General features: G+C 57.4%; 19 protein-coding genes. 7 read left to right on the top strand and 12 right to left on the bottom strand.

All coding sequences use genetic code 11. The annotated features are described in order from the left end of the window. Positions 1-29 precede the first annotated feature (29 nt). Together DC3_RS00910 and DC3_RS00905 are read left to right on the top strand one after the other, a co-directional pair. On the top strand, positions 30-749 hold the full coding sequence (locus DC3_RS00910) for a DUF4386 domain-containing protein (RefSeq protein WP_146881702.1): 720 nt from the start codon (positions 30-32) through the stop codon (positions 747-749). A gap of 53 nt (positions 750-802) precedes the next feature. Continuing rightward, positions 803-1,792, top strand: a complete 990-nt coding sequence (locus DC3_RS00905; protein ID WP_146881701.1) for an NAD(P)-dependent alcohol dehydrogenase — start codon at positions 803-805, stop codon at positions 1,790-1,792. A gap of 11 nt (positions 1,793-1,803) precedes the next feature. Here DC3_RS00905 and DC3_RS00900 read toward each other — a convergent pair whose 3' ends face one another. Next, on the bottom strand, positions 1,804-2,766 hold the full coding sequence (locus DC3_RS00900; RefSeq protein ID WP_146881700.1) for an ArsR/SmtB family transcription factor: 963 nt from the start codon (positions 2,764-2,766) through the stop codon (positions 1,804-1,806). 651 nt (positions 2,767-3,417) lie between these two features. Here DC3_RS00900 and DC3_RS00895 point away from each other — a divergent pair. From DC3_RS00895 to DC3_RS00880, 4 genes are all read left to right on the top strand, one after another. Further along, positions 3,418-4,371 (top strand): ABC transporter substrate-binding protein, encoded by a 954-nt coding sequence (locus DC3_RS00895; RefSeq protein ID WP_371863429.1) that lies wholly within the window; start codon positions 3,418-3,420, stop codon positions 4,369-4,371. A gap of 65 nt (positions 4,372-4,436) precedes the next feature. Beyond that, positions 4,437-5,978: a sugar ABC transporter ATP-binding protein gene (locus DC3_RS00890; protein ID WP_146881698.1), complete on the top strand. Its 1,542-nt coding sequence runs from the start codon at positions 4,437-4,439 to the stop codon at positions 5,976-5,978. Then, positions 5,965-6,963 carry an ABC transporter permease gene (locus DC3_RS00885; RefSeq protein ID WP_222594661.1) on the top strand — a complete coding sequence of 333 codons (999 nt, stop codon included), beginning with the start codon at positions 5,965-5,967 and terminating at the stop codon, positions 6,961-6,963. The genes DC3_RS00890 and DC3_RS00885 overlap by 14 nt, the downstream gene beginning before the upstream one ends. Position 6,964: 1 nt before the next feature. Then, the gene (locus DC3_RS00880; RefSeq protein WP_146881697.1) at positions 6,965-7,939 is read left to right on the top strand and encodes an ABC transporter permease; all 975 of its coding nucleotides are present in this window, start codon (positions 6,965-6,967) and stop codon (positions 7,937-7,939) included. A gap of 114 nt (positions 7,940-8,053) precedes the next feature. Here DC3_RS00880 and glpK read toward each other — a convergent pair whose 3' ends face one another. The 3 genes from glpK to DC3_RS00865 all read right to left on the bottom strand — a co-directional run bounded on the left by glpK (position 8,054) and on the right by DC3_RS00865 (position 12,707). Further along, on the bottom strand, positions 8,054-9,547 hold the full coding sequence (gene glpK, locus DC3_RS00875) for a glycerol kinase GlpK (RefSeq protein WP_146881696.1): 1,494 nt from the start codon (positions 9,545-9,547) through the stop codon (positions 8,054-8,056). A 358-nt stretch (positions 9,548-9,905) separates the two neighbouring features. Continuing rightward, positions 9,906-12,224 carry a glutamine--tRNA ligase/YqeY domain fusion protein gene (locus DC3_RS00870; RefSeq protein ID WP_146881695.1) on the bottom strand — a complete coding sequence of 773 codons (2,319 nt, stop codon included), beginning with the start codon at positions 12,222-12,224 and terminating at the stop codon, positions 9,906-9,908. 123 nt (positions 12,225-12,347) lie between these two features. Then, complete coding sequence (locus tag DC3_RS00865; protein ID WP_146881694.1) at positions 12,348-12,707, bottom strand: hypothetical protein; 360 nt, start codon at positions 12,705-12,707, stop codon at positions 12,348-12,350. 278 nt (positions 12,708-12,985) lie between these two features. Between DC3_RS00865 and DC3_RS00860 the strand changes: the two genes are divergently transcribed. Beyond that, the gene (locus tag DC3_RS00860) at positions 12,986-13,564 is read left to right on the top strand and encodes a cupin domain-containing protein (RefSeq protein ID WP_146881693.1); all 579 of its coding nucleotides are present in this window, start codon (positions 12,986-12,988) and stop codon (positions 13,562-13,564) included. A gap of 52 nt (positions 13,565-13,616) precedes the next feature. On the opposite strand, the gene pdxY is transcribed toward DC3_RS00860, so the two are convergent. The 8 genes from pdxY to DC3_RS00820 all read right to left on the bottom strand — a co-directional run bounded on the left by pdxY (position 13,617) and on the right by DC3_RS00820 (position 21,896). Next, entirely contained in the window at positions 13,617-14,516 is a 900-nt protein-coding gene (gene pdxY / locus DC3_RS00855) for a pyridoxal kinase PdxY (protein ID WP_146881692.1), read from the bottom strand. Positions 14,517-14,534: 18 nt separating this feature from the next. Further along, positions 14,535-15,314, bottom strand: a complete 780-nt coding sequence (locus DC3_RS00850) for a DUF6683 family protein (RefSeq protein ID WP_146881691.1) — start codon at positions 15,312-15,314, stop codon at positions 14,535-14,537. 256 nt (positions 15,315-15,570) lie between these two features. Continuing rightward, entirely contained in the window at positions 15,571-16,188 is a 618-nt protein-coding gene (locus DC3_RS00845) for a hypothetical protein (RefSeq protein ID WP_146881690.1), read from the bottom strand. 12 nt (positions 16,189-16,200) lie between these two features. Further along, entirely contained in the window at positions 16,201-17,496 is a 1,296-nt protein-coding gene (locus DC3_RS00840; RefSeq protein ID WP_146881689.1) for an ABC transporter permease, read from the bottom strand. Further along, on the bottom strand, positions 17,493-18,182 hold the full coding sequence (locus tag DC3_RS00835; protein ID WP_146881688.1) for an ABC transporter ATP-binding protein: 690 nt from the start codon (positions 18,180-18,182) through the stop codon (positions 17,493-17,495). Before DC3_RS00835 ends, DC3_RS00840 begins: the two co-directional genes overlap by 4 nt. After that, positions 18,179-19,546, bottom strand: a complete 1,368-nt coding sequence (locus tag DC3_RS00830; protein ID WP_146881687.1) for an efflux RND transporter periplasmic adaptor subunit — start codon at positions 19,544-19,546, stop codon at positions 18,179-18,181. The genes DC3_RS00835 and DC3_RS00830 overlap by 4 nt, the downstream gene beginning before the upstream one ends. Continuing rightward, entirely contained in the window at positions 19,543-20,586 is a 1,044-nt protein-coding gene (locus DC3_RS00825) for a TolC family protein (protein WP_146881686.1), read from the bottom strand. Before DC3_RS00825 ends, DC3_RS00830 begins: the two co-directional genes overlap by 4 nt. After that, entirely contained in the window at positions 20,583-21,896 is a 1,314-nt protein-coding gene (locus tag DC3_RS00820; RefSeq protein ID WP_146881685.1) for a TolC family protein, read from the bottom strand. Before DC3_RS00820 ends, DC3_RS00825 begins: the two co-directional genes overlap by 4 nt. Positions 21,897-21,912 lie beyond the last annotated feature (16 nt).

Here is a 21,912-nt window from a genome sequence, read left to right as displayed (position 1 = left end):
GTCGGTCTGCGCCCAGAAAGGATGTTCTCATGTCACCCCTCCGAACCCGTGCACGCATTGTTGGATTTCTCTTCATTCTTGCCGCTGTGTCCTCAATCATTGGGCTTTTGCTTTACGCACCCATCCTGAACCACAGCGATTATGTGGTTTCTGGAAAACCCGTACAGGCCCAGATTGCCACCGCCGCCTTCATGGAGGTGATTCTTGCCGTGTCCATGATCGGGATTTCCATCTGGATGTTCCCTGTGGTGAAACGGTACAGCGAAACCCTCGCCATTGGCTATGTGTGTTTTCGACTCCTGGAGTCCACCATTGTCATTGTAGGCATCCTGTGCATGCTCTCTGCGGTGACCCTCGGTCAGGCCTTTGGACAGATGGGAGCAGAGCAGACCGGGCCTTACCTGGTGGTGGCACGCATGCTGGTGGCCGTGCACGACTGGACCTTTCTGATGGGGCCAAACACGGCACTGGGCGTCAGCACCCTGATGATGGGCTTTGTGCTGTTTCACACCCGACTGGTGCCGCGTCCCATCGCTGTGCTGGGTCTGGTGGGTGGGCCACTGATCTTTGTTTCCTCAATTTTGGTGATGTTTGGCCTGTACGGGCAGACCTCATCTGTCGGAGCAGTTATGGCCCTGCCTGTGTTCCTGTACGAGATGAGCCTGGCGATCTGGCTCATGGTCCGGGGTTTCAACCCCGAGGTGACCCGCAACTGGCAGGACAGTCCCCGTCTGGTCAGTGCAGTCTAAAACTTTGATTCTCTGCAGCAGGTGCTCTGCTGCGTTCAGGAAGGTGATGGTTGATGCAGGCGATGGTTTACAGAAATTATGGTTCCCCCGATGTGTTGCAACTTGCAGAGGTGCCCCGACCCGTCCCGGGCGAGGGTGAGGTGCTGATCCGGGTTCATGCCGCTTCGGTCAATGCTGCCGACTGGCGTCTCTTGACCGCGAACATCTTTCTGGTCCGGTTGAACGCTGGCTTCTGGCGGCCAAGAAGGCAGGTGCTGGGCAGGGATTTTGCAGGGCGGGTGGAAGCGGTGGGAAAAGGGGTTCAGCGTTTCCGCCCCGGAGATGCAGTCTTTGGCACCCAGTCCCATTTTGCCGATGGTGCTTTTGCAGATTACGTCTGTGTGGCTGAAAATCTGCTGGAGCACAAGCCCGGCAACCTCAGTTTTGAAGAGGCCGCTGCAACCCCACTGGCAGGCATCACTGCCCTTCAGGGTTTGAGAGACATGGGCGGGTTGCAAAGGGGCCAGCAGGTGCTGATCCAGGGGGCTTCTGGAGGAGTGGGAACATTTGCCGTGCAGTTGGCAAAAAGCTTTGGGGCGGAGGTGACGGCTGTATGCAGCTCTCGCAACGTGGAAATGGCCCGCAGGCTGGGCGCAGACCATGTGCTGGACTACACCCGCGAGAACTTCACCACCAGTGGAAAGCGTTTCGATGTGATTCTGGCCATCAATGGATACCATCCCCTGCAGGCCTACCGGCGTGCCCTCAAAGAAAAGGGCCGCTATGTGATGGTGGGTGGCTCCGACAGGCAGATTTTTGAGGCCCTCTTACAGGGACGCAGGCTTTCCAGAAAAGACGGACAGCAGTTCGGGGTGCTCACGTTGCAACCCAACCCTGCTGATCTGCCCTACCTCAGGCAGAAACTGGAAATGGGGGAGATCCGGCCTGTTCTTGACCGGACCTACACCCTCTCTCAACTCCCGGAGGCCATGCGGTCTTTTGGTGAGGGTCGCACCCGGGGAAAACTGGTGATCACCATGCATGGCAGTCTGGCGGCGGATTGATCCTCCGCAGGTCATTTGATCTTGTAAGGCCTTTCGCCTTCCCGGAACGCATACCGGGTTCGCATGATCACATCCTGTTCATAGTTCCCGAAGCGTCTGCCAAAGAGGTTCAGGCCACCAGGGTGTCTGGCATCGGGTTTGACCCCGATCCGCACCTCCACATGGTTGGCCTCTTCGATTTTCAGGTCGGTGGTGGTCACTGCAGAGATCTTTTCCCCATCGATGTAGGCCCCTTCTGAAGTGATGCGCCAGCGTTTCAGCAGACCGTGGGTGGTCTGGTCCAGAGACCACCAGGCCGGGGTCAGTTTGGCTTTCACACCACCGAAATCTGCAGGGCTGGTCCAGGTGCCCACTTCGGTGCCATTGACCCACAGGGTGATGTCACTGGGCCAGTCGAGGTCGTATTCCGGGGCTTCCGAGCAGATTTCCATGCTGATTTCGACTTCGGTGGCCACCGAGCCGTAAGGGAGGTTGTTGGGGAAGTCGTACTCCACAAAACCGGTCCGGAACCAGATCAGCTGGGCATAGACGTGCTCGGGTTCATAGAAACTTCTGGGATCATCGATCAGGCCAATGTATTTGCTTTCGCTGGCCAGTCCGCAGGTGGGTTTGACTTCGAACTTCTTGTAGTTGCCGATGGGCATGGAGACTTCCACCACGTCCTGGTCTGCTTCGATGGCCACGCCGGGCAGCTTGAGCAGGATCTCATCGTAGTTCTTGGAGATCATTTTCTGTCTGCCGCGCGTTCCTGGCATGTACTGGATGTTCAGGAGTCCGGCATCCTCAAGCTGTTTGAGGTTGAAATTCACGGTGGAGTGGGGAAGACCCAGAGCCTCGGTGAGGGCGGAGACATTCATCGCCCGGTGCGAGAGCAGGCTGAGGATGAGAAGCCGGGTGTCGGAGTTGAGGGCAGAGAGGACTTTGAGGGCTTCTTCTCCCTCGACCACCAGGGTTTTGTTGCGGGCGATGATCATGAATTCTCCTGAACAGGGTTGAGAAGTGCTCAGACCGGGAAAGGTTGAGGGTGTGCTCTGAGTGTGTCCGAAACTGTGGTAATTATACAAAAAGAATTGACATAAACGACACGGTGTTCTCTCCTGGCCAAATGGATCAAATTCGCTAAATAGATGTTTTTTCGATCCAGACAAAGAACTTCCTGTTTCTGGCTCCAGAATTTGACGGATGTGATTTTTCAAATTCTGAAAAAATCAAGAATTCTGGGTGGTTTCGCTTGAAAATGTAACAAATTGTTACACAACATCCAGAAAACTGGTATGAATTGAAAATCTTCTGTGGGACATCAAATGAGCAGAGTGGTTGGTGGAAGTCTACAGGGTCTCCTGAAAGACTTTCTTTCGAAACCAGAAAACAGAAAGTCGAAAAAGGCGTTTCAGAAGGTGTTTTCTATCTGAAACGGGTCCAGAAATTAAAGTCTAAAAATGTTGACATGAATCAATCGGGGTTGTACCATTCGGACAGGTCACGAAAACCTGAGCCTTTTGTGAAACATGTGGTGTGCAGAACAGCAGATGTGCTGCCTCTGTTTGCCCTGTCTGCAAAGGAATTGCTGGCATTGTTCCATCTGGGACAGTGCAGGGGAGTCTATCATGAAACAACAAAAGTTGATGTTTTTGGCAGTGGGTTTGACCCTTTCCGCTTTCACTCTGGCCGCAGACACGGGTCTGCCCAAACTTGCAGTGAAGGCCAAATACAAAATCGGATTTGCACAGACAGAAAGCAACAACCCCTGGCGCATTGCCCAGACCAAAAGCATGCAGGACGAGGCCAAAAAACTGGGCTGGCAACTGGTCTACACCGATGCTGCAGGTTCTGCTGCCAAACAGGTGGCAGACGTGCGCAGCATGATCGCCCAGAAGGTGGATGCCATCTTCCTTGCTCCCCGTGAGGAAAAGCCCCTTGCTCCGGTGATTCTGGAAGCCAAAAAAGCAGGCATTCCGGTGTTCCTGATTGACCGCAATGTGGACCAGAGCCTCGCCAAGGCAGGAACCGACTACGTGACCTTCATCGGATCGAACTTCATTGAAGAAGGCAAACGGGTTGGGGAGTGGATCGCCAAAAAGACCAACGGCAAGGCCAACATCATCGAACTTGAGGGCACCACCGGGTCAAGTCCAGCCAACGACCGCAAAACAGGCTTTGACAATGTGATCAAGAAATACCCTGGCATGAAAATCCTGGCCTCCCAGACCGGAGATTTTGCGCGCGATAAAGGCCGCCAGGTGATGGAAACCCTGCTGCAGGCCCACCCGGAAGTGAATGTGGTATACGCCCACAACGATGAAATGGCGATTGGGGCCATCGCTGCCCTGGAAGCCGCGGGGAAAAAGCCCGGTAAAGACGTGCTGGTGCTGTCCATTGATGGGGGCAAGGAAGCCGTGCAACTGGTGGTGGATGGCAAGATCGCCTATGTGGTCGAATGCAACCCCAAATTTGGTCCCAAAGCTTACAGCACCCTCAAAGATTATGCTGCAGGCAAGAAAATCCCTGCCAAGATCATCAACCCGGACCGTGAATTTCACGCTGGAAACGCCAAACAGCTCCTCAACACTGCCTACTGATTCCTCTTCCCTCCTCAACCCATCTGGCCTTTTTAAAGGCCAGATGGGTTGACCAAAGGAGAACCATGACCCCATCCCAGTCAGAACCCCTGCTCACCATGCAAGGCATTTTCAAAGCTTTTTCCGGCACCCTGGCCCTGAAAGACGCCTCACTGGTGGTCCAGGCCGGAGAGGTGCACGCCCTGATCGGGCAGAACGGTGCAGGCAAATCGACCCTCCTCAAAATTCTCACCGGAGCCTACCGCAAGGACTCCGGAAGCATTCATTTTGATGGCAGAGAGGTGCACTTCAGGACCCCTCTGGAAGCCCAGAACGGTGGCATTGCCACCATCTACCAGGAAGTGAACCTTGTTCTGAAACGCAGTGTCAGCGAAAACATCCTGCTGGGACGTGAACCCAGACGCTTTGGTCTGATTGACTGGAAAGAAATGCACCGACAGGCCGAAGAGGTCCTGCAAAGCATGGGTCTTGCTCTGGATGTCAGGCGCGACCTCGGCGAGTACAGCATCGCGACGCAGCAGATGGTGGCGATTGCCAGAGCAATCTCCCAGAAAGCAAAACTGGTGGTGATGGATGAACCGACCAGTTCGCTGGACGAATCCGAAGTGGAAACCCTGTTTTCGGTGATCCGCAAACTGAAAAGTGAAAATGTCGCCGTGATTTTTGTGTCCCATTATCTGGATGAGCTGTATGCCATCTCGGACCGGATCACCGTGATGCGAGATGGCCGCACTGTCCACACCGGACCCATCCAGGACATTGGCAAGTTTGAACTGGTCGCCAAAATGCTCGGGCGTGAAATTGATGAGATGGAACGCCAGGGACGCACGGGCTTTGTGACCTTGAAAAGCACCGTCAAAGAAGAAATCCTGACCGTGGAGCAGCTGAAACGCGCGCCCAGACTGCAGAATGTGCACCTCAGTGTTCGAAAGGGTGAGATTCTGGGTGTGGCCGGACTGCTGGGCTCGGGTCGCACAGAGACCGCCCGCGTGCTGTTTGGGGCAGATCCAGCAGACCAGGGGACCATCCGCTGGAAGAACCAGCCTTCAAAAGTGCGCTCCCCGCAGGGAGCCATTCGTCTGGGGATGGGATTTTGCAGTGAAGACCGCAAGCAGGAAGGCATCATCCCGCACCTCTCGGTGAGGGAAAACCTCACCCTGGCTTTGCTTCCCCGCATTGCGAAAGCTGGAATCATCGACAGCAAAGCGCAGCAGAAGATTGTGGACAAATTCATCTCCCGGCTGGGGATCAAATGCTCCTCTCCAGAGCAACCCATCCGGGAACTCTCCGGAGGGAACCAGCAGAAAGTGCTGCTGGCCCGCTGGCTGTGCATGAACCCGGATCTGCTGATTCTGGACGAACCCACCCGTGGCATTGATGTGGGGGCCAAAGCAGAAATCCAGCAGCTGATCAGCGATCTGGCTGAAGACGGTCTGGGGGTCCTGATGATCTCTTCAGAACTCGAAGAACTCACCGAGGGCTGCCACCGGGTGGTGGTCCTCCGGGATGGGGAAACCGTGGCTGAGCTGCACGGAGAAGACCTCAGCGAGAAACACATCATGCATGCCATGGCCGGAGCAGAAGGGGCACAGCATGCTGGGCAGTAACACCATGAAACCCAAGAACAACGGACCGGAGCGGAAGTTCAGCTGGCAAACCTTCTTGCAGCAGTATAGTGGCATCATCACCCTGCTGGTGCTGTTCGTGTTCAATGCAATCTTTACCCCGCACTTTCTGTCGATGCAGACCCTGAACATCAACTTGACGCAGGTGGCGACCATTGTGATTGTGGGGGTGGGGATGACCCTGGTGATTGCCACCGGAGGCATTGACCTCTCAGTGGGGTCCCTGATGGCGATTGCGGGTGCCCTTGCACCAATGATTTTCATGTCAGAAGGACTGAAGGACAGCCCTTACGGGATCGCCCTGGCTTTTGTGCTGCCTGTGCTTGCAGTGACCCTGCTCGGCCTGTTCAACGGTTTGCTGGTCAGCAAGTTTCAGCTTCAGCCGATCATTGCCACGCTGGTTCTGTTTATCGCAGGCCGCGGCATTGCCCAGGTGCTCACAGGGGGCAACCTGCAGACCTTCACCAATCCGGCCTTTCAGTACATCGGGATGGGCAAACCTTTCGGGATTCCCTTTCAGGTGATCCTGATGGTCCTGATTGTGGTGCTTGCGGCCTGGATGCTGCGCAAAACGGTGCTCGGAAGGCACATCCTCTCGGTGGGTGGCAACGAGAAAGCGGCCAGATTGAGCGGGGTACCCATTCAGGGCATCAAGTATGCCGTTTATGCCATCAGTGGGCTGCTGGCAGGCATTGCTGGTCTCATCACCATCGCCATCAATTCGGCCAGTGACGCCAACCAGGTGGGACAGAACATGGAACTTGATGCCATTGCAGCCGTAGCGGTGGGGGGCACGCTGCTGGAAGGTGGAAAAGCCACCATTGTCGGGACCCTGATCGGGGCACTCATCATCCAGCTCATCCGGTACACCCTGCTCGCCAAAGGGGTGCCCGATTCGGTGGCCCTGATCGTCAAAGCGGGCATCATCGTGGGTGCTGTGGCCCTGCAACGCAGCAGGAGGGCATGACATGACCACAGCAAGCAGACCCTCCATCAAACCCCTGATGGCCATCAGCAGACAGGGCGTGCTCATTGCCCTGGTTCTGCTGATGGTGTTCGGTGGGTTCCGGTATGAGGGTTTCATCAGCGAGTACAACATCGAAAGTGTCCTGAGGTACAACAGCATGTTTGGCCTGATTGCCCTGGGCATGACCTTCGTGATCATCACCGGAGGGATTGACCTCTCGGTGGGAAGTGTGATTGCGCTGTGCAGTGTGGTGGCTGCAAAACTGAGCCCTGAAGGTGCTTTCCTGGGGCTGCTGGTTCCCGTGCTGGTGGGTGCCCTGATCGGGTGCATCAATGGAGCGGTGATCACCCGTCTGCAGATTGCACCTTTCATTGTCACGCTTGCCACCCTGCTCGGGGCAAGGGGCCTGGCCTTGCTGATTTCCAACAACCAGTCGATCAGTGTGGAGGTCGCCGGAAGCTTCATCCAGATTGGGCAGGGAGATTTCCTTGGATTTCCCATTCCTGCCTGCATCATGCTGCTGGCCTTTGTGATGGGAGGGCTGGCCCTCACCCAGAGCCGCTTTGGACGTTACGCCCTTTCTGTGGGAGACAACGAGGAAGCGGCAAGGCTGATGGGCCTTCCGGTGGACAGCACCAAATTCTGGGTTTATGTGCTCTCTGGTTCCCTCTCCGGGCTTGCCGGGGTGATTCTGGCCTCCCAGTTTGGGGCCGGTCAACCCACCGAGGGGGTGGGCTGGGAACTCTCGGCCATCGCTGCTGTGGTGGTGGGAGGGACGCTCCTCACCGGAGGCGTCGGAACCGTGTGGGGCACCCTGGTGGGCGTGCTGCTGCTCGGCATGATCTTCAATGTGCTCAATTTCGAAAACGGCAAGGGGTTCATCAACCTGTCGGTCTACTGGCAGAGCGTGATCCGGGGTTTGTTTCTGCTGCTGGTGGTCATTTTGCAGAGCAGACTGAGCCGGAAGAGGGTTTGATCGGGTCCCTGCAGAGCCTACACATTTGACCCTTTTTGTTGCTGTTGTTCCTTTTCCAACGGGCATGCTTTCCCTGAGCTTCTGATTTCCATTTCGGGTCCAGTAGAACAGGTTTTATTCGTGCTCTTCCCAGTTTCTGGCCCGATCCACAGCCTTCTTCCAGCCTGCGAGAAGTTTCTCGCGGGTTTCTTTTTGCATGGACGGTTCAAAGCGCTCATCCACCTGCCACTGTTTGCTGATGTCTGATGTCCCGGACCAGTACCCCACCGCCAGCCCTGCCAGATAAGCTGCACCGAGTGCGGTGGTTTCGGTGACTTTTGGGCGCACCACGGGCACACCCAGAATGTCGGCCTGGAACTGCATCATCAGGTTGTTGCGTGAGGCCCCTCCATCCACCCGCAGTTCTTTCAGTTCAATCCCGGAGTCCTCCTGCATGGCGTGCAGCACGTCTGCCGTCTGGAAACAGATGGATTCCAGGGCGGCACGGGCAATGTGGGCACGGGTGGTTCCACGGGTCATGCCCAGCAGGCTTCCTCTGGCATAAGGGTCCCAGTAGGGGGCACCCAGACCCACAAAAGCAGGCACCAGGTACACGCCGTCTGTGGTGTCCACCGTTGCTGCCAGGGCTTCCACCTCACTGCTGTCCCGGATGATGCCGAGACCATCTCTCAGCCATTGCACCGTCGCACCTGCCATGAAGACACTGCCCTCCAAAGCATAGGTCAGCTGTTCATCCCTCTTCCAGGCCACTGTGGTCAGCAGGTTGTTCTGGCTGGGAATGGCTTCTGTTCCCGTATTCAGCAGCATGAAGCAGCCCGTTCCGTAAGTGTTTTTCGCCATTCCGACTTCATGACAGGCCTGTCCGAAGGTGGCGGCCTGCTGGTCCCCGGCAATCCCTGCAATGGGGATCTCGCCTCCGAACAGATGGGGGAGGGTCTGCCCATACACCTCACTGCTGGACCGGACTTCAGGCAGCACACTGCGGGGAATGCTCAGGATCTCCAGCAGTTCATCGTCCCAGTCGCCTGTGTGAATGTTGTACAGCAGTGTTCTGGAAGCATTGCTGGGGTCCGTGACATGCACTTTCCCTCCGGTCAGCTTCCAGACCAGCCAGGTGTCGATGGTGCCAAAGGCCAACTCTCCACGCCCTGCACGTTCCCTGGCCCCCTCCACGTGGTCCAGAATCCATTCCAGCTTGGTGCCTGAAAAATAGGCGTCCAGCACCAGACCTGTTTTCTGCTGAAAGACCTCCGCCTGGTTCTGCCGGCGCAGTTCATCGCAACGCCCCGCAGTCCGGCGGTCCTGCCACACAATGGCATTCATGATCGGCTGACCGGTCTCCCGGTCCCACACCACTGTGGTTTCCCGCTGGTTGGTGATGCCAATGGCAGAAACATCCCGGGCAGAAATGCCCAGGTGGGCCAGCACCTCACTGGTCACCCCCACCTGCGTGCTGTAGATGTCCAGGGCATCATGCTCCACCCACCCTGGGCGGGGAAAAATCTGCTGGAATTCCTTCTGGGCCACCCCTCGCACCGAGCCTTCATGGTCAAACACAATGGCGCGGCAGGACGTGGTGCCCTGATCAAGAGCAAGAATGTAGGTCATGGGGCTCCTTCACCTGAAACAGGTCCACATCTGAATTCAAAACTGCACTTCCTCTGAAAGTACCCCCTGTTGAGCAGTGCGTCAATGGGTGTGAACAGTTGTTCAGAAGGGGCGGGGGGGTGGTGGGCAAGATCCCCCCGCGCATCGCTGACGCTCTGCGGTCCCCCCGTCAGCGTTGGGGGGTTGTTGGGATACTCACCTGGAGGCCATCCCAGACGACCTGCAATCCCCCTTAACAAGGGGACAGTTCCGAGCAGCGCGAGAAGCAGGGGGATTTAAGCCTCAGTGCTCCCAGACAACAAAAAATCCCCCTTTGTCAAGGGGGACAGTTCCGAGCAGCGCGAGGAACAGGGGGATTTTACCCTTGCAACAACTTCCCGACCAGTTCATTCACCAGTTGTGGGTTGCCCTGCCCTCTGGTTTCCCGCATGACCTGACCGACAAAGAAGCCCATCAGGCCGGTTTTGCCCCCACGGTAGGCAGCCACCTTGTCGGGGTTCTGGTCCATCACCTGACGGATCACAGCTTCCAGTGCGCCGGTGTCGCTGACCTGCTTCAGGCCTTTTTCCTCAACAATGGCACTGGGGTCTTTGCCTGATTCGAGGGCTTCTGCAAGCACATCTTTGGCAATGCGGTTGCTGATTTCGCCGCTCTGGATTTTGCTGACCAGATTTGAAAGCTGATCCAGCGTCACCGAGTTGCGGCCCTCGCGGATGGCCCCAGACAGGTCGGTGATCACCCAGCTTGCCAGCACAGACATCTGGTCTCCAGCATCGGCCAGATAAGCCCTCAGCTTCCCGTCACGGGTCAGGGTCAGGGCCTCAGAGTCATTCAGGCCTTTTGCTTTGAAGGCATCCACCTGGGTTTGCTCTTCAGCGGTCAGGACCACTTCGTTTTTCACCTGAGGCTTGCTTTCTGCCTTCTGCTTTCTGCCTTCTGCCTTTTGCCCCTTGCCCTCGGCTTTTTTCTCCGCAAAAGAGTCCTTCAGCGTCACAATGCGGTTGAAGACCAGCCCTTCAGCAGTGCTGTCCTCGGGGTCCTGCCAGTAATACCCCACACGCTCGAACTGGTAGCGGGTGTCTTTGCTGTCCTGCAGAACACTGGGTTCCACAAAGCCCTTGAAGACCTTCAGGGAATCGGGGTTCAGGTAATCGGTGAAATCTCCCTCTTCAGCATCAGGGTTGGCCACGGTGAACAGACGGTCATAGGCACGGAATTCTGCAGGCACGGCTTTCTCTGCGCTGACCCAGTGAATGACGCCTTTCACCCCTCTGGGACCGTCTTTGCTTTCAGGGTCGTAACTGCACAAGAGTTCGATGATGTTGCCGTCATCGTCCTTGACAATGGCCTCACAGGTGATGTTGTAGGCGTAACGCAGACGGGCCTTGCCCCCCAGGGTCAGGCGCTGGAATCCGGGGGCGGCCTCCTCCATGAAATCGTCCTGATCGATGTAAATTTCTCGGGTGAAGGGCAGTTTGCGGCTGCCCTCGTTGGGCACATCATGCGGCCAGTAGGGGGCATCGAGTTCTTCCAGATGATTTTCAGGCAGGTTGTCGATGACCACCTTCAGGGGCTTCAGGACAGCCATGACGCGGGGAGAGATGAAGTTCAGGTCATCTCGAATCGCTGCATCCAGGGTGCTCAGGTCCACACGGGAATTGGTCTTGGAGACCCCCACCCGGCGGATGAACTCGCGGATGGCCTCAGGGCGCACCCCTCTGCGGCGAATTCCAGAGATGGTGGGCATGCGAGGGTCGCTCCAGCCACTGATCACTGGGGCCTCGAAAGGCTTGTTCCAGCCGTCCAGGTAGCGCCGCTCTGCCATGATGATCAGTTTGCGCTTGGAGAGCACGGTGTTGTCGAGCACCAGACGGGCATTCTCGTACTGGTGGGGACGGGGGTTCTCGGGGAAGCCGCATTTGCCTTTCAGGCTGTCCAGAAGCCAGTCGTAAATGGCCCGGTTGTTCTCGAATTCCAGGGTGCAGATCGAGTGGCTGATCCCCTCAATGAAATCCTCAAGGGGATGGGCAAAGTCATAAAGGGGGTAGATGTGCCAGCCTTCCCCAACATGGTAGTGCGCAGAGTGCAGGATGCGGTACAGCACAGGGTCGCGCAGCTTCATGTTCGGGCTGCCCAGGTCGATTTTCCCACGCAGAACATGGGCACCTTCGGGGAACTCGCCTGCACGCATGCGGGCAAGCAGGTCGAGGTTCTCCTCCACACTGCGGTCCCGGTAAGGGCTGGGGGTTCCTGGGGTCTCCAGATTCCCTCTGAGCTGACGCATTTCCTCGTCAGAGACGGAATCCACGTAGGCGTTCCCATCTTTGATCAGCTGGATGGCGCACTCGTAGTACTTCTCAAAGTAGTCCGAGGCGAAAAGCACCTGAGCAGGTTTGAACCCGAGCCACTCCACATCCTGACGGATGGAGTTCACGAACTCGTAGTTCTCCTTCTCAGGGTTGGTGTCATCGAAACGCAGGTTGCACTGCCCCTCATAATCGAGGGCGATGCCAAAGTTCAGGCAGATGGCCTTGGCGTGACCGATGTGCAGGTAACCGTTGGGCTCCGGGGGAAAACGGGTCACCACCTTCTTGTAGCGCCCTGCAGAGAGGTCGCTGTCAATGATCTCGGTGATGAAATTGGGACTGACGTGTCTGGCGTCTGTGAGGTCGCTCATTGTGCGTTACAGGATACCACCATCGGGCCAGAGAAGAAAAAGCCATATGCCGTAGGCTGTGTGCGCAGAGGGCTCGCCCTCAAACAGCATCAACAGCCTGAGGTGCCAGAGATCCACAGATTCCTAGTGTTGAAGACGCAATTTCGAGCTCTCCAGAATGGAGAGAAACACGGGCAGGGCTGTCACGGGCACCAGCAGCACAAAACCCTGCACCACATTCCCGGAAAGCTGCAGCACGAACATCTGGTGGGACTGTCTTTCTGCTGCCGTGCGGGTGATGCAGTCCAGCAAGTCCTCTTCTTCCAGATCTTCGTGGTTGTCGGGCACACACCCGAAGACTTCATCGGCCACTCGCAGCAGTTCGCGCCTGGAGAAGCTCTGGAACCGTGGCCCGAAAGGCTGGTGCAGATCTGCCAGCTGGCAGCATTTGGTTGCGATTTCCAGCGGCACATCATACACATGGTGGGTCACGAGGGATTGCATGGGTCTCCATTCCGTTCCTGCAGTGCAGGTTCTGACCTGATGATGCCACCTGAACCATTGCTGAACCCGTGCCTCCAAGCATGAAAGCTTTTTAACTGTATTTGCTCTTGCAGACTCCTGAAAGGCAGAGCGACTTCAGATGATGGCTTTGAGAGTCCCCTGCCTTTCAAGGCCATTGGGGAAGCAAACCCCAACCATGAGGCAATCATGCAGCCTTGCTTACACTGCACTCCAGATCAGTTCAGGCACCCGAACATGCCCTGACCGTGGAGGCACACATGGACATCACCGCAACAACCCTTAAAGACCTGAAACCCAGAAACCGCCGCATTTACAACGCTGTGCAGAAAGATGCTGTCACTTTCCTGCAGCATGCAGACCGCACCGGGCAGAGCAGCACCCGCGTCATTGTGGAGCTTGCGGTGGGAGGGGGCAACAGCCTGCATTACCACCGGGATTTTGAGGAGCGTTTTGAGTGCATGCAGGGACAGCTCAGCCTGCAGGTGGGCAAGGAAATCCTGACCCTCAGGGCAGGAGAAAAGGCCGTGGCTCCTCCTGGAGTGCTGCACCGCTTCTTCAACACCACAGATGAAGTGTGCACCTTCAAAGTGGAACTGGTGCCGGGCCACACCGGATTCGAGCAGGCCCTGATGATCGGTTATGGACTGGCAAATGATGGTCAGACCAATGCCCAGGGCATCCCCATCAACCTGCAGCATCTGGCGGTCCTGGTGCACCTTTCTGGGACCGTTCCCGCAGGACCGCTGGGCATGTTGCTTCCGCTCTTTTCAATGATTGCGAAGGGTGCCATTCGAAAAGGGGTGCTGGACCAGCTCATGCAGAAATACGGGATTTGAACCGAACAAAAAAGAGCCCTGCACGATTCACAGGGCTTTTTGGTCAGGAATCTCAGGACTTCTGAACAGGTGTCGCTTCAAACTTGCGGCTCGGTTGCACGTATTCTTCCTGTGCAGCGATCAGTTGAATCTCCCTGGTGCCCCTCTGGTGGGTAAGGTCCAGCAGCGCATACAGTGCAGACACCGCATTCTCCAGACTGCTTTTGACATCGCGGGTCTTCAGGTAGTTCCCCAGGAAGAGGGCCGCAATGGCATCTCCGGTTCCGTTTCGGGGCGGGTCCAGAGGAATCATGGGGGTCTGAACCAGCCATGCCCCCTCATCTGAAACGGCCAGGGTTTCAATGTGGTCTTTGGAGGCATCCTCGCGGATCACACTGGTGACCATGACAATGCGGGGTCCATCCTGGTGAATCTGCGAACGCAGCAATTCCACGGCAGCCAGAATGTCCTGCAGGGTGGTTGCGGTGTGTCCGGTCAGGAGTTCGAGTTCAAACTGGTTGGGGGTCACGATGTCAGCGGCCTTCACGGCCAGGGCCTTCATCACGTCTGGGATTTCGGGGCGCACAAAGACCCCCCGGCCCACATCCCCCATCACAGGATCGCAGCAGTAAAGGGCTTTCGGGTTGGCCTCCCGCACACGCCGCACCGCTTCCAGAATGGCGGCCACGGTGTTGGCATCTCCCATGTAACCGGAGAGCACCGCATCGCACTCAGCCAGGGAAGTGCGCTCCGAGATGCCCTCAATGATTTCCCGCACATGCTCGGGAGGGAAGACCATGCCCTTCCATTTCCCGTACCCGGTGTGGTTGGAGAACTGCACGGTGTTGACCACCCACACGTTGAACCCCATGCGTTGCAGGGGGAACGTTGCAGCGGCGTTCCCCACATGTCCAAAAGAAACCCAGGACTGAATCGAGAGGATGTTCTGCTGTTGTCTTGAAACTTCAGTCATGGCATCCAGCATAAACCATCACATGTAAGACGCTTCAATGAGCTGAACCCCATCATCCGTGAACTGCAACTCTTCAGCGCTGTGCTGGAAAATCGTCTGGATCAGGTACTCCGAGAGCATCTCGGCGGTGTCCAGTTGTGAAGCATCGGTGGCAGAGTTGCTGTAGGTGCCCAGTGCAGTGGAGGCTGTGATCACCAGGGCCTCGTACATCTCCTGCCGGGTGGTGTCGTCCAGTGAAGTGAAGTTGGGTTCGGCAAGGAGGGTGCGGTTCAGGGCAGCAAAAAGACCTTCCTGCTGGGGCTCGGTCAGTTCAATTCCGGTCAGGATGTAGTAAGAGACGTAAGTCGAGTACACCATGGCCCCCACCACATTGTTTTTCAGGCGGGCGTCCTGGGAGGCCACCTGCTCATCGTACACCTGCAGCAGTTGCTCAAAGATGTCCGCTGCCTGTTGCTGGTCCACCATTGAAGGGTCCAGCGTCGCTGCAAGCTTCTGGGGGTAGATGTGCGGTCCAGGAGTAAAACCTGCATCTTTTCGGGTCACCTGAGAAGTCAGCTGAGGGTTTTCGGTTTTCGGCTCCGTGGTGACTGCCGTGTTTGCAGGACGTGTGATTTCCGTCTGGCCCTGCCTGCCAAACAGGCTGTCCCGGTTCAGGTTGTTCAGCACAGACTGCCCCTGCGTGGCCCCGATGGGGTTGTTGATTTTGCCTCCCAGACCTCCAGCAAACTGGGCCTGGGCCACGGACCACATGCCCAGCAGGACCAGTCCAGCGGTGATGGCTTTTTTGAATCGTTTCATGAGACCTCCACAAGATCAATCCCAGATTAGATCTTTTTTGGAGGTTTGGATGTGACAGCGCAGCAGGAGGCAGAAGGCAGAAGGCAGAAGGCAGAAACTTGTCACCACCCATGTAGGGGCGCAGCGTGCAAGGAGACCAGGATGCGGTCTCCTGTTTTGCACAAGACAGCACGCTGCGCCCTCGTGGCAGAAATCTCAATCCACCACTGTAGGGGCGAGCCGTCGGCTCGCCCCTACAGCAATGCGTTTCAGGGCCTCATTTGACCTTCTGCAGCACACCCATCAGGGCCGTCACCTGTCCTTTGAACGGGTCCACAGTGAAGGGGTTTGCAGCGGTCATCATGGCCTGGAAGCCCCCGAAGCCACGGTTGCCTCCCTGACCGCCCTGTCTGTTCTGCCCTCCCTGCCCATTCTGGCCATTGCCCTGGAATTGTCCGCCCTGACGGTTCTGTCCATTTTGCCCTCCCTGCCCATTCTGTCCGTTCTGTCCTCCCTGACCGGGTCTGCGGATCTGCTGTTTGTCGATCCAGGTCAGCTGCGGATCGGTGAGCACATCTTCAATCTTGCCGAGCAGGGCGTCTGCATCCTGGGGTTTCAGGGATTTGCGGGTCTGGATGTCTTTGATGATGGGGATCAGTTTGCTGGCCTGCGTTTTGGTGATGGTCAGCCCTTTCTGCTTGTGCAGTTCTGGAAGCATACGCAGGGTGCGGGAGAGGTCCAGCACAGGCTGAAAGGCCTGCATCCTGGCCCGTTGTGCTGGATCAATTTGGAACTGGCGTTGCCCCTGTCCTCCCGGATTCTGTCCCTGGTTCTGCTGGGCCAGGGCGGGTGTGGTGAGGAGCAGAAGGCTGATGAAGAGGAGGTGTTTTTTCATGGTTTTCCTTTCTTACTCGTACCGGAGGGAATCCACAGGATCGAGGCGTGCGGCACGGCTGGCAGGGTAATATCCAAAAAAGACCCCGACCACCACCGAGAACGAGAAGGCCAGCAGCATGCTGGTGGGCGACATCACGGGGGTGATGTTCAGGAGTTTCCCAACTCCGTTTGCGAGTCCCAGTCCAATGGCAATCCCGAGCAGGCCCCCTCCCACGGAGAGCACCACGGATTCGGTCAAAAACTGGGTGAGGATGTCTCTGGGTTTGGCCCCCAGGGCTTTGCGGATGCCGATTTCGCGGGTGCGTTCGGTGACCGAAACCAGCATGATGTTCATGATGCCAATGCCGCCCACCAGCAGACTGATTCCAGCCACACCGCCCAGAAAGAGGGTGAGCGTCTGGGAGACCTGGTTCACACTTTCCAGAGCATCGGCCTGGTTTTGCACCTGGAAGTCGTAACTTGTTGGATCACTCTGCTCATGTTGTGCGGCCATGATTTCGGTGACGGTGTTTTGCAGGTCCTTGAGGGTTTTCTGGTCCGGTCCCTGAATGTAGATGTTGCTGACGGTGGGGTTGGAGGTGCTGGATCTTGATAGGCGTTTCTGGAAGGTGGAGAGGGGAATCAGCACGCTGTAATTGGCGTTGGAGAATCCAGCATCCCCTTTGTCTGGCAACACGCCCACCACGGTGAACGAGATCCCACCAATGCGGATTTTCTGCCCGATGGGGTCCACATCTGTCAGCAGGTCCTGTGCAACGCCATATCCAATCACTGCGGTGCGTTTGCGGGTATCCACATCTGTCTGGGTGAAGAAAGCCCCTTTCTCCACAGCCGAGTTGCGCACCGTTGAGTAATCGGGCCAGGTTCCAGTGACCTGCACATTCAGGTTGTTCTTGCCGAATTTGATCTGGTAACGTCCCTGGCTGACCGGGGCAATGCCTGCCACCTGGGTTCCGAGTTGCCGCTGCAGGGCCTCCACGTCTTTCATGGTGATGCTCTGGCGGTCCCCAGATCGAACAATGCCCCCTCCACCGGTGTTTCTGCCCCCAAAGTTGGGACCGACAGTGAGCAGGTTGGTTCCGAGGCTCTCCAGGGATCGGGTGATGTTGCTGGTCGAGCCCTGTCCGATCATCACCAGGGCGACCACGGCGGCCACCCCGATCACCACCCCCAGCACGGTCAGGGCCGACCTGAGGGGATTCCCGATGATGGCTTTCCAGGCGATGCGGAAAATCACCCCTGGACCGATGCTCCGTCTGGAAGGCTTTGAGGGGTGCGTTCTGGAGGTGGTTCTGGTGCTGCTCATGCGTGTTCCACCTGCGGACGCTCGATGTTGCCATCCCGGATGCGGATGATGCGCCGGGTGCGCTCTGCGACTTCCATCTCGTGGGTGACGATCACCACGGTCACCCCTTCCTGGTTCAGGGACTCGAAGAGGTTCATCACTTCATGGCCGGTTCGGGTATCTAAAGCTCCGGTGGGTTCATCGGCCAGCAGCAAACTTGGGTTGGTGGTGAGGGCACGGGCAATGGCCACCCGCTGTTTTTGCCCCCCAGAAAGCTGAGAGGGAAGGTTTCTCCATTTGTCTGCAAGCCCGACTTTTTCCAGCAGACCCATGGCGATCTCTCTGCGTTCCCGGGCTCCCATCCCTGCGTAGGTCAGCGGAACCTCGACGTTCTCCAGAACATTCATTCTGGAGAGCAGGTAAAAGGCCTGAAAGACAAAGCCAATGTGCTGGTTTCGGAATTCGCTGCGCTGGTTTTCGCTGAGCTGGGTGACATCCTGACCACTGAGGAGGTACTGACCTGCAGAAGGACGGTCCAGCAAACCAATGATCTGCATCAGGGTGGTTTTGCCAGATCCAGAAGGTCCGATCAGGGAGACCATTTCACCCGGGTCGATGGTGACATCCACCCCTTTGAGGGCTTCAAAGGTGTCCTCACCCATCTTGTAGATTTTCTTGACCTGCCGGATGTCGACGACGGGGGTCATCTGCCGCCCCCGAATCCTCCACCAAGTGGAATCCCGAAGCCTGCTCCGCCCCGGAAATTGTTGCCAGTGTTCTGGCGGTTCTGTCCTCCCTGACCGTTCTGACCACCTGCTGCAGAAGCGGTGGTGGGCAGAACCACGTTCTGCCCGGGCTCCAGGCCCGATTCGATCACCACGTTGCTGCCATCGTCGGGTCCCGTGGTGACCCGCACGGCCTCGATGCTGCCATCCTCTTTCTGCACGTTGACGTAAGACCGCCGCCTGACCGTGTCCACCGCTGTTTTCGGCACCATCATTGCGCCAGGCACTTCCAGGGTGATGATGGTGGATTCTGCACTCATGCCCGGACGAAGCACCCGATCCGGGTTTTCCAGCGTGACCGTGGCATTGAAAACAGCAATGTTGTTGGAGATGGTGGCAGAGGGGTCCACCTGGGTGACTTTCCCTTCAAAGGTCTGGTCGGGGAGGGCATCCAGCGTGACTTCCACCCGCTGTCCCACCTTGACCTTGCTGATCTCGGTTTCATCCACCTGCACGGGTACCTTGACTTTGCTGTCGTCCTGTAAGGTCAGCACGCCACTGTTTGCAGAGACCATGGTGCCATCCGGGCTGTCCAGGGTGCTGATCACCCCCGAGATGGGGGCAAAGATTTTGGTCTGGGCCAGGTTGTCCTGGGCGGTCTTGATGGACAGTCTGGCCTGATCCACGGCAAGCTGGGCACTCCTGATGTCCTGCTGTCCGGTGGTGCTCTTGGTGGAGAGGTTTTCCCTTGCACTCGCCAGGGTCAGTTTCGCATTTGACAGGGCGCTCTCTGCTTTCTGCACGGCGTTTTTCGAGTCCTGCAGGGCCTGAGCACTGATGCCTCCAGCGTTGTAGATGGTCTGGTTGGCTTTCAGGGCAGCGGCGGCGGTGTTGTAATCGGAGAGCGCATTGTCGTAGCTGATCTGTGCACTGGTGATGCTTTGCTGCTGAGAAAGGATGGTGCTGCTCTGGTTGGTTTTCAGGGTGTCGAGTTGAAGCTGGGCTTTCTGCAGGGAAATCTGGGCGTCGGTCACGGCCTGCTGGTACTGGGTGGGGTCAATGCGGGCGATGAGTTGCCCCCGCACCACCCGGTCCCCCACGTTTTTCAGTTGCTGCACCTTTCCCGAAACATTGGATTTCACGGCATAGGTGTTGCTGGCCTGCAGGGACCCTGGACCCTCCACGGTGATCTGGAAATCCTGCGTGGTGACCTGCGCGGTCTGGATCTGGGCCACCGCAGTTTCGGCAGGTTTGTTTTTCTGGGTGGTCCAGTACCAGCCTCCACCTGCGCCCAGGGCCAGCACAACGCCTCCTGCAATCAGGAAGCCCCGGGTGCGGGGTGTCACTGGGGGCCTCCCAGGGTGTTCAGGGTGTCTGTTCCCGAGGCCACAGCCAGGGCCGCCACAGCTTTCAGATAACTGTCTCTGGCCTGCAGGTAGGTCTGTTCTGCTTTCAGGGCTGCCACTTCAGACTGCCTGAGCTGGTAGCGGGCAATGGTGCCGTTTTTGTACCTGGCCTGATCCTGCTTGAGGGTCGCCTGGGCGTTGTTCAGGTCCTCCTGGCTCACCTTGATGCGCTCCTGGGTGCTGCTGACATTCTGGTAAGCGTCCTTGATGCTGCTCTGTGTGCTGGTGCGCTGGGAGGCCAGGGCACGCTGTGAGGTTTCCAGCGTGGCTTTTGCACTGTCCAGGGTGCTTCTGGGGGTGTAATCGTTGTCCGAGAACTGCACGTTCATCTGGGCGATGGTCACGCTGTGGTTGTTCTGCAGCAGGGTGGGCAGTTTGCTCTCGGCGTTTTTCAGCAGGTCACTGAGGGTGTAGGAGGTGACTTTCAGCTGGGGTTCGCTGACCGTGAAGGTGTTGGCCAGAGCTCCACCTGTAAATGCGTCCAGTTTCTCTTTCAGAACAGGGAAATTCGCCTGGGCGTTCTTGTGATCCTGCTGGCTGGAGTTGAAGGTGTTCTGGGCCTTGCTGACGTCCAGTTGTGTTGCATTTTTGGTGGCCAGCTTGGCTTTTGCGATGTCCAGGTTCATCTGGTCGAGGTCAAGCTGGGCTTTGAGGACGTTCAGGTTCTCCTGCGCTTCCAGCACATTCAGGTAGGCGTTCAGCACGTTCTGGGCCACCTGCAGTTTCACAAAGTCCAGCTTTAATGTCTCAAGCTTCACGCTCTGCTGGGCCTGGGTCAGGGGAAGAATCAGGGTGCTGGGGTCCTCGGTTTTGGCCTTCAGGTCGGTCTGTGCGGTGGCGAGGGCTGTTTTCTGGTTCGCCACATCGGTGCCCCGGTCCAGGGCCAGTTTCAGGACGTTCTGAAAGGTCACGGTTGTGTTTGTCTGTGCAGCAGCCAAGCCGCTGGCCAGAAGGGCCATCACCACAATGCTTTTTCTCACAACACTCCTCCTCGGTAGGTCTGTCCTGCTGCATTCATCAGGTCCAGGTTGGCGGTCAGCAGGGAAACCTCTGCAGCGGTTCTGTCTTTTTCAGCCTGTGCCAGTGCGATCTGGGCAGACGTCAGGTCCAGTGGGGTGCTGAGTCCAGCCTTGACCCGTGCCTCCGTGACTTTCAGGTGCTCGGCGGCAACAGCAAGGGCACCGCTGGCATTCTTGACCTGCAAGGCCGCCACCTGCACGCTGGCGTATTTCTGGGCCACATCCAGCAGGGCGCTCTGTTTTGTGCTTTCCACAGTGGCCTGTGCCACCTGCACAGCAAGTTGATTGGCCTGAATGGTGGCGTCCTGGCTGGCGTCCACAATCGGGATGCTTGCGGACAGGCTGAATTTGTAGCCTCCAGGGCCTCCATCCTGAAACGCATAACTTGCACTGCTGCTGAGCACACCCGTCTGCACGTTCAGGCTGACATCCACCCCGAATGCACCGCTGCTGAGTCCAGTGGAGAGGGTCCCTGCAGGCCTCCAGCGGTCTTCCAGGGCATGATTCAGGGCGTCCTGGGCAGCTTCCAGCTTGAGGGCTGCTTTCTGGAGGTCACTGCGTTGCGAGAGGGCAAGGGCGTTCCACGCCTCCAGGGTGCGTTCAGGCAGACCTGTGAGGACTGCTGCCGTGTATTCCCCTTCAGGGATGGGCCTTCCCAGGGTGTTCGAGAGGGTGGCCCGGGCTGCATCCAGAGCATTCTGGGCTTTCAGGGTGTTCACCTGGGTGGTGCCGAGTTTCTGCTGGGCCTGGAGCAAGGCCTCCTGGGCAGCGGTGCCCTGATTTTTCTGTTGCTGCACCACCTGAAGCTGCACTTCTGCCAGCCTTTGATTCTGTTTTGCGAGTCTGAGGTCCAGTTCGGCCAGCAGGATGCTGTAATACCCTGAAATCAACTTGCTGGTCAGGCTGTTTCGGGCGTCCTGAGCGTCCAGCAATGCTGCCTTGTAATTGCGCTGGGTGGTTTTCAGGCTGTCAAAAGCACTTCCCCAGGGCAGTACGGGCAGAGACACCCCCAGGTTGATACTCCCGCTCTGCTGGGTGCTGGTGAAATCTGTGGTGTTCAGCGAATAATTGCCACCTGCAGTGACTTTCAGATCCAGGGCTGCCTGTGCTGCATTGAGGGTCTGCTGGGCCTGTTGTTCACTGAGCGCCAGGTTCTGTCCGGCAGGAGAAGCGGGAATCAGGTTCAGGATGTCCTGCGGTGTCACCGGAGCCGCAAGGCTGTGAAGGGACCCCATCAGGAGGAGCAGGGTCAGGGGACGTGTAACACGCACATTCTTACCTCCACGT

Source organism: Deinococcus cellulosilyticus NBRC 106333 = KACC 11606 (assembly GCF_007990775.1).
GTDB classification, from domain to species: domain Bacteria; phylum Deinococcota; class Deinococci; order Deinococcales; family Deinococcaceae; genus Deinococcus_C; species Deinococcus_C cellulosilyticus.
The sequence above is the reverse complement of the archived record's forward strand: the minus strand, read 5'-3'. Positions and strand labels throughout refer to the sequence as shown.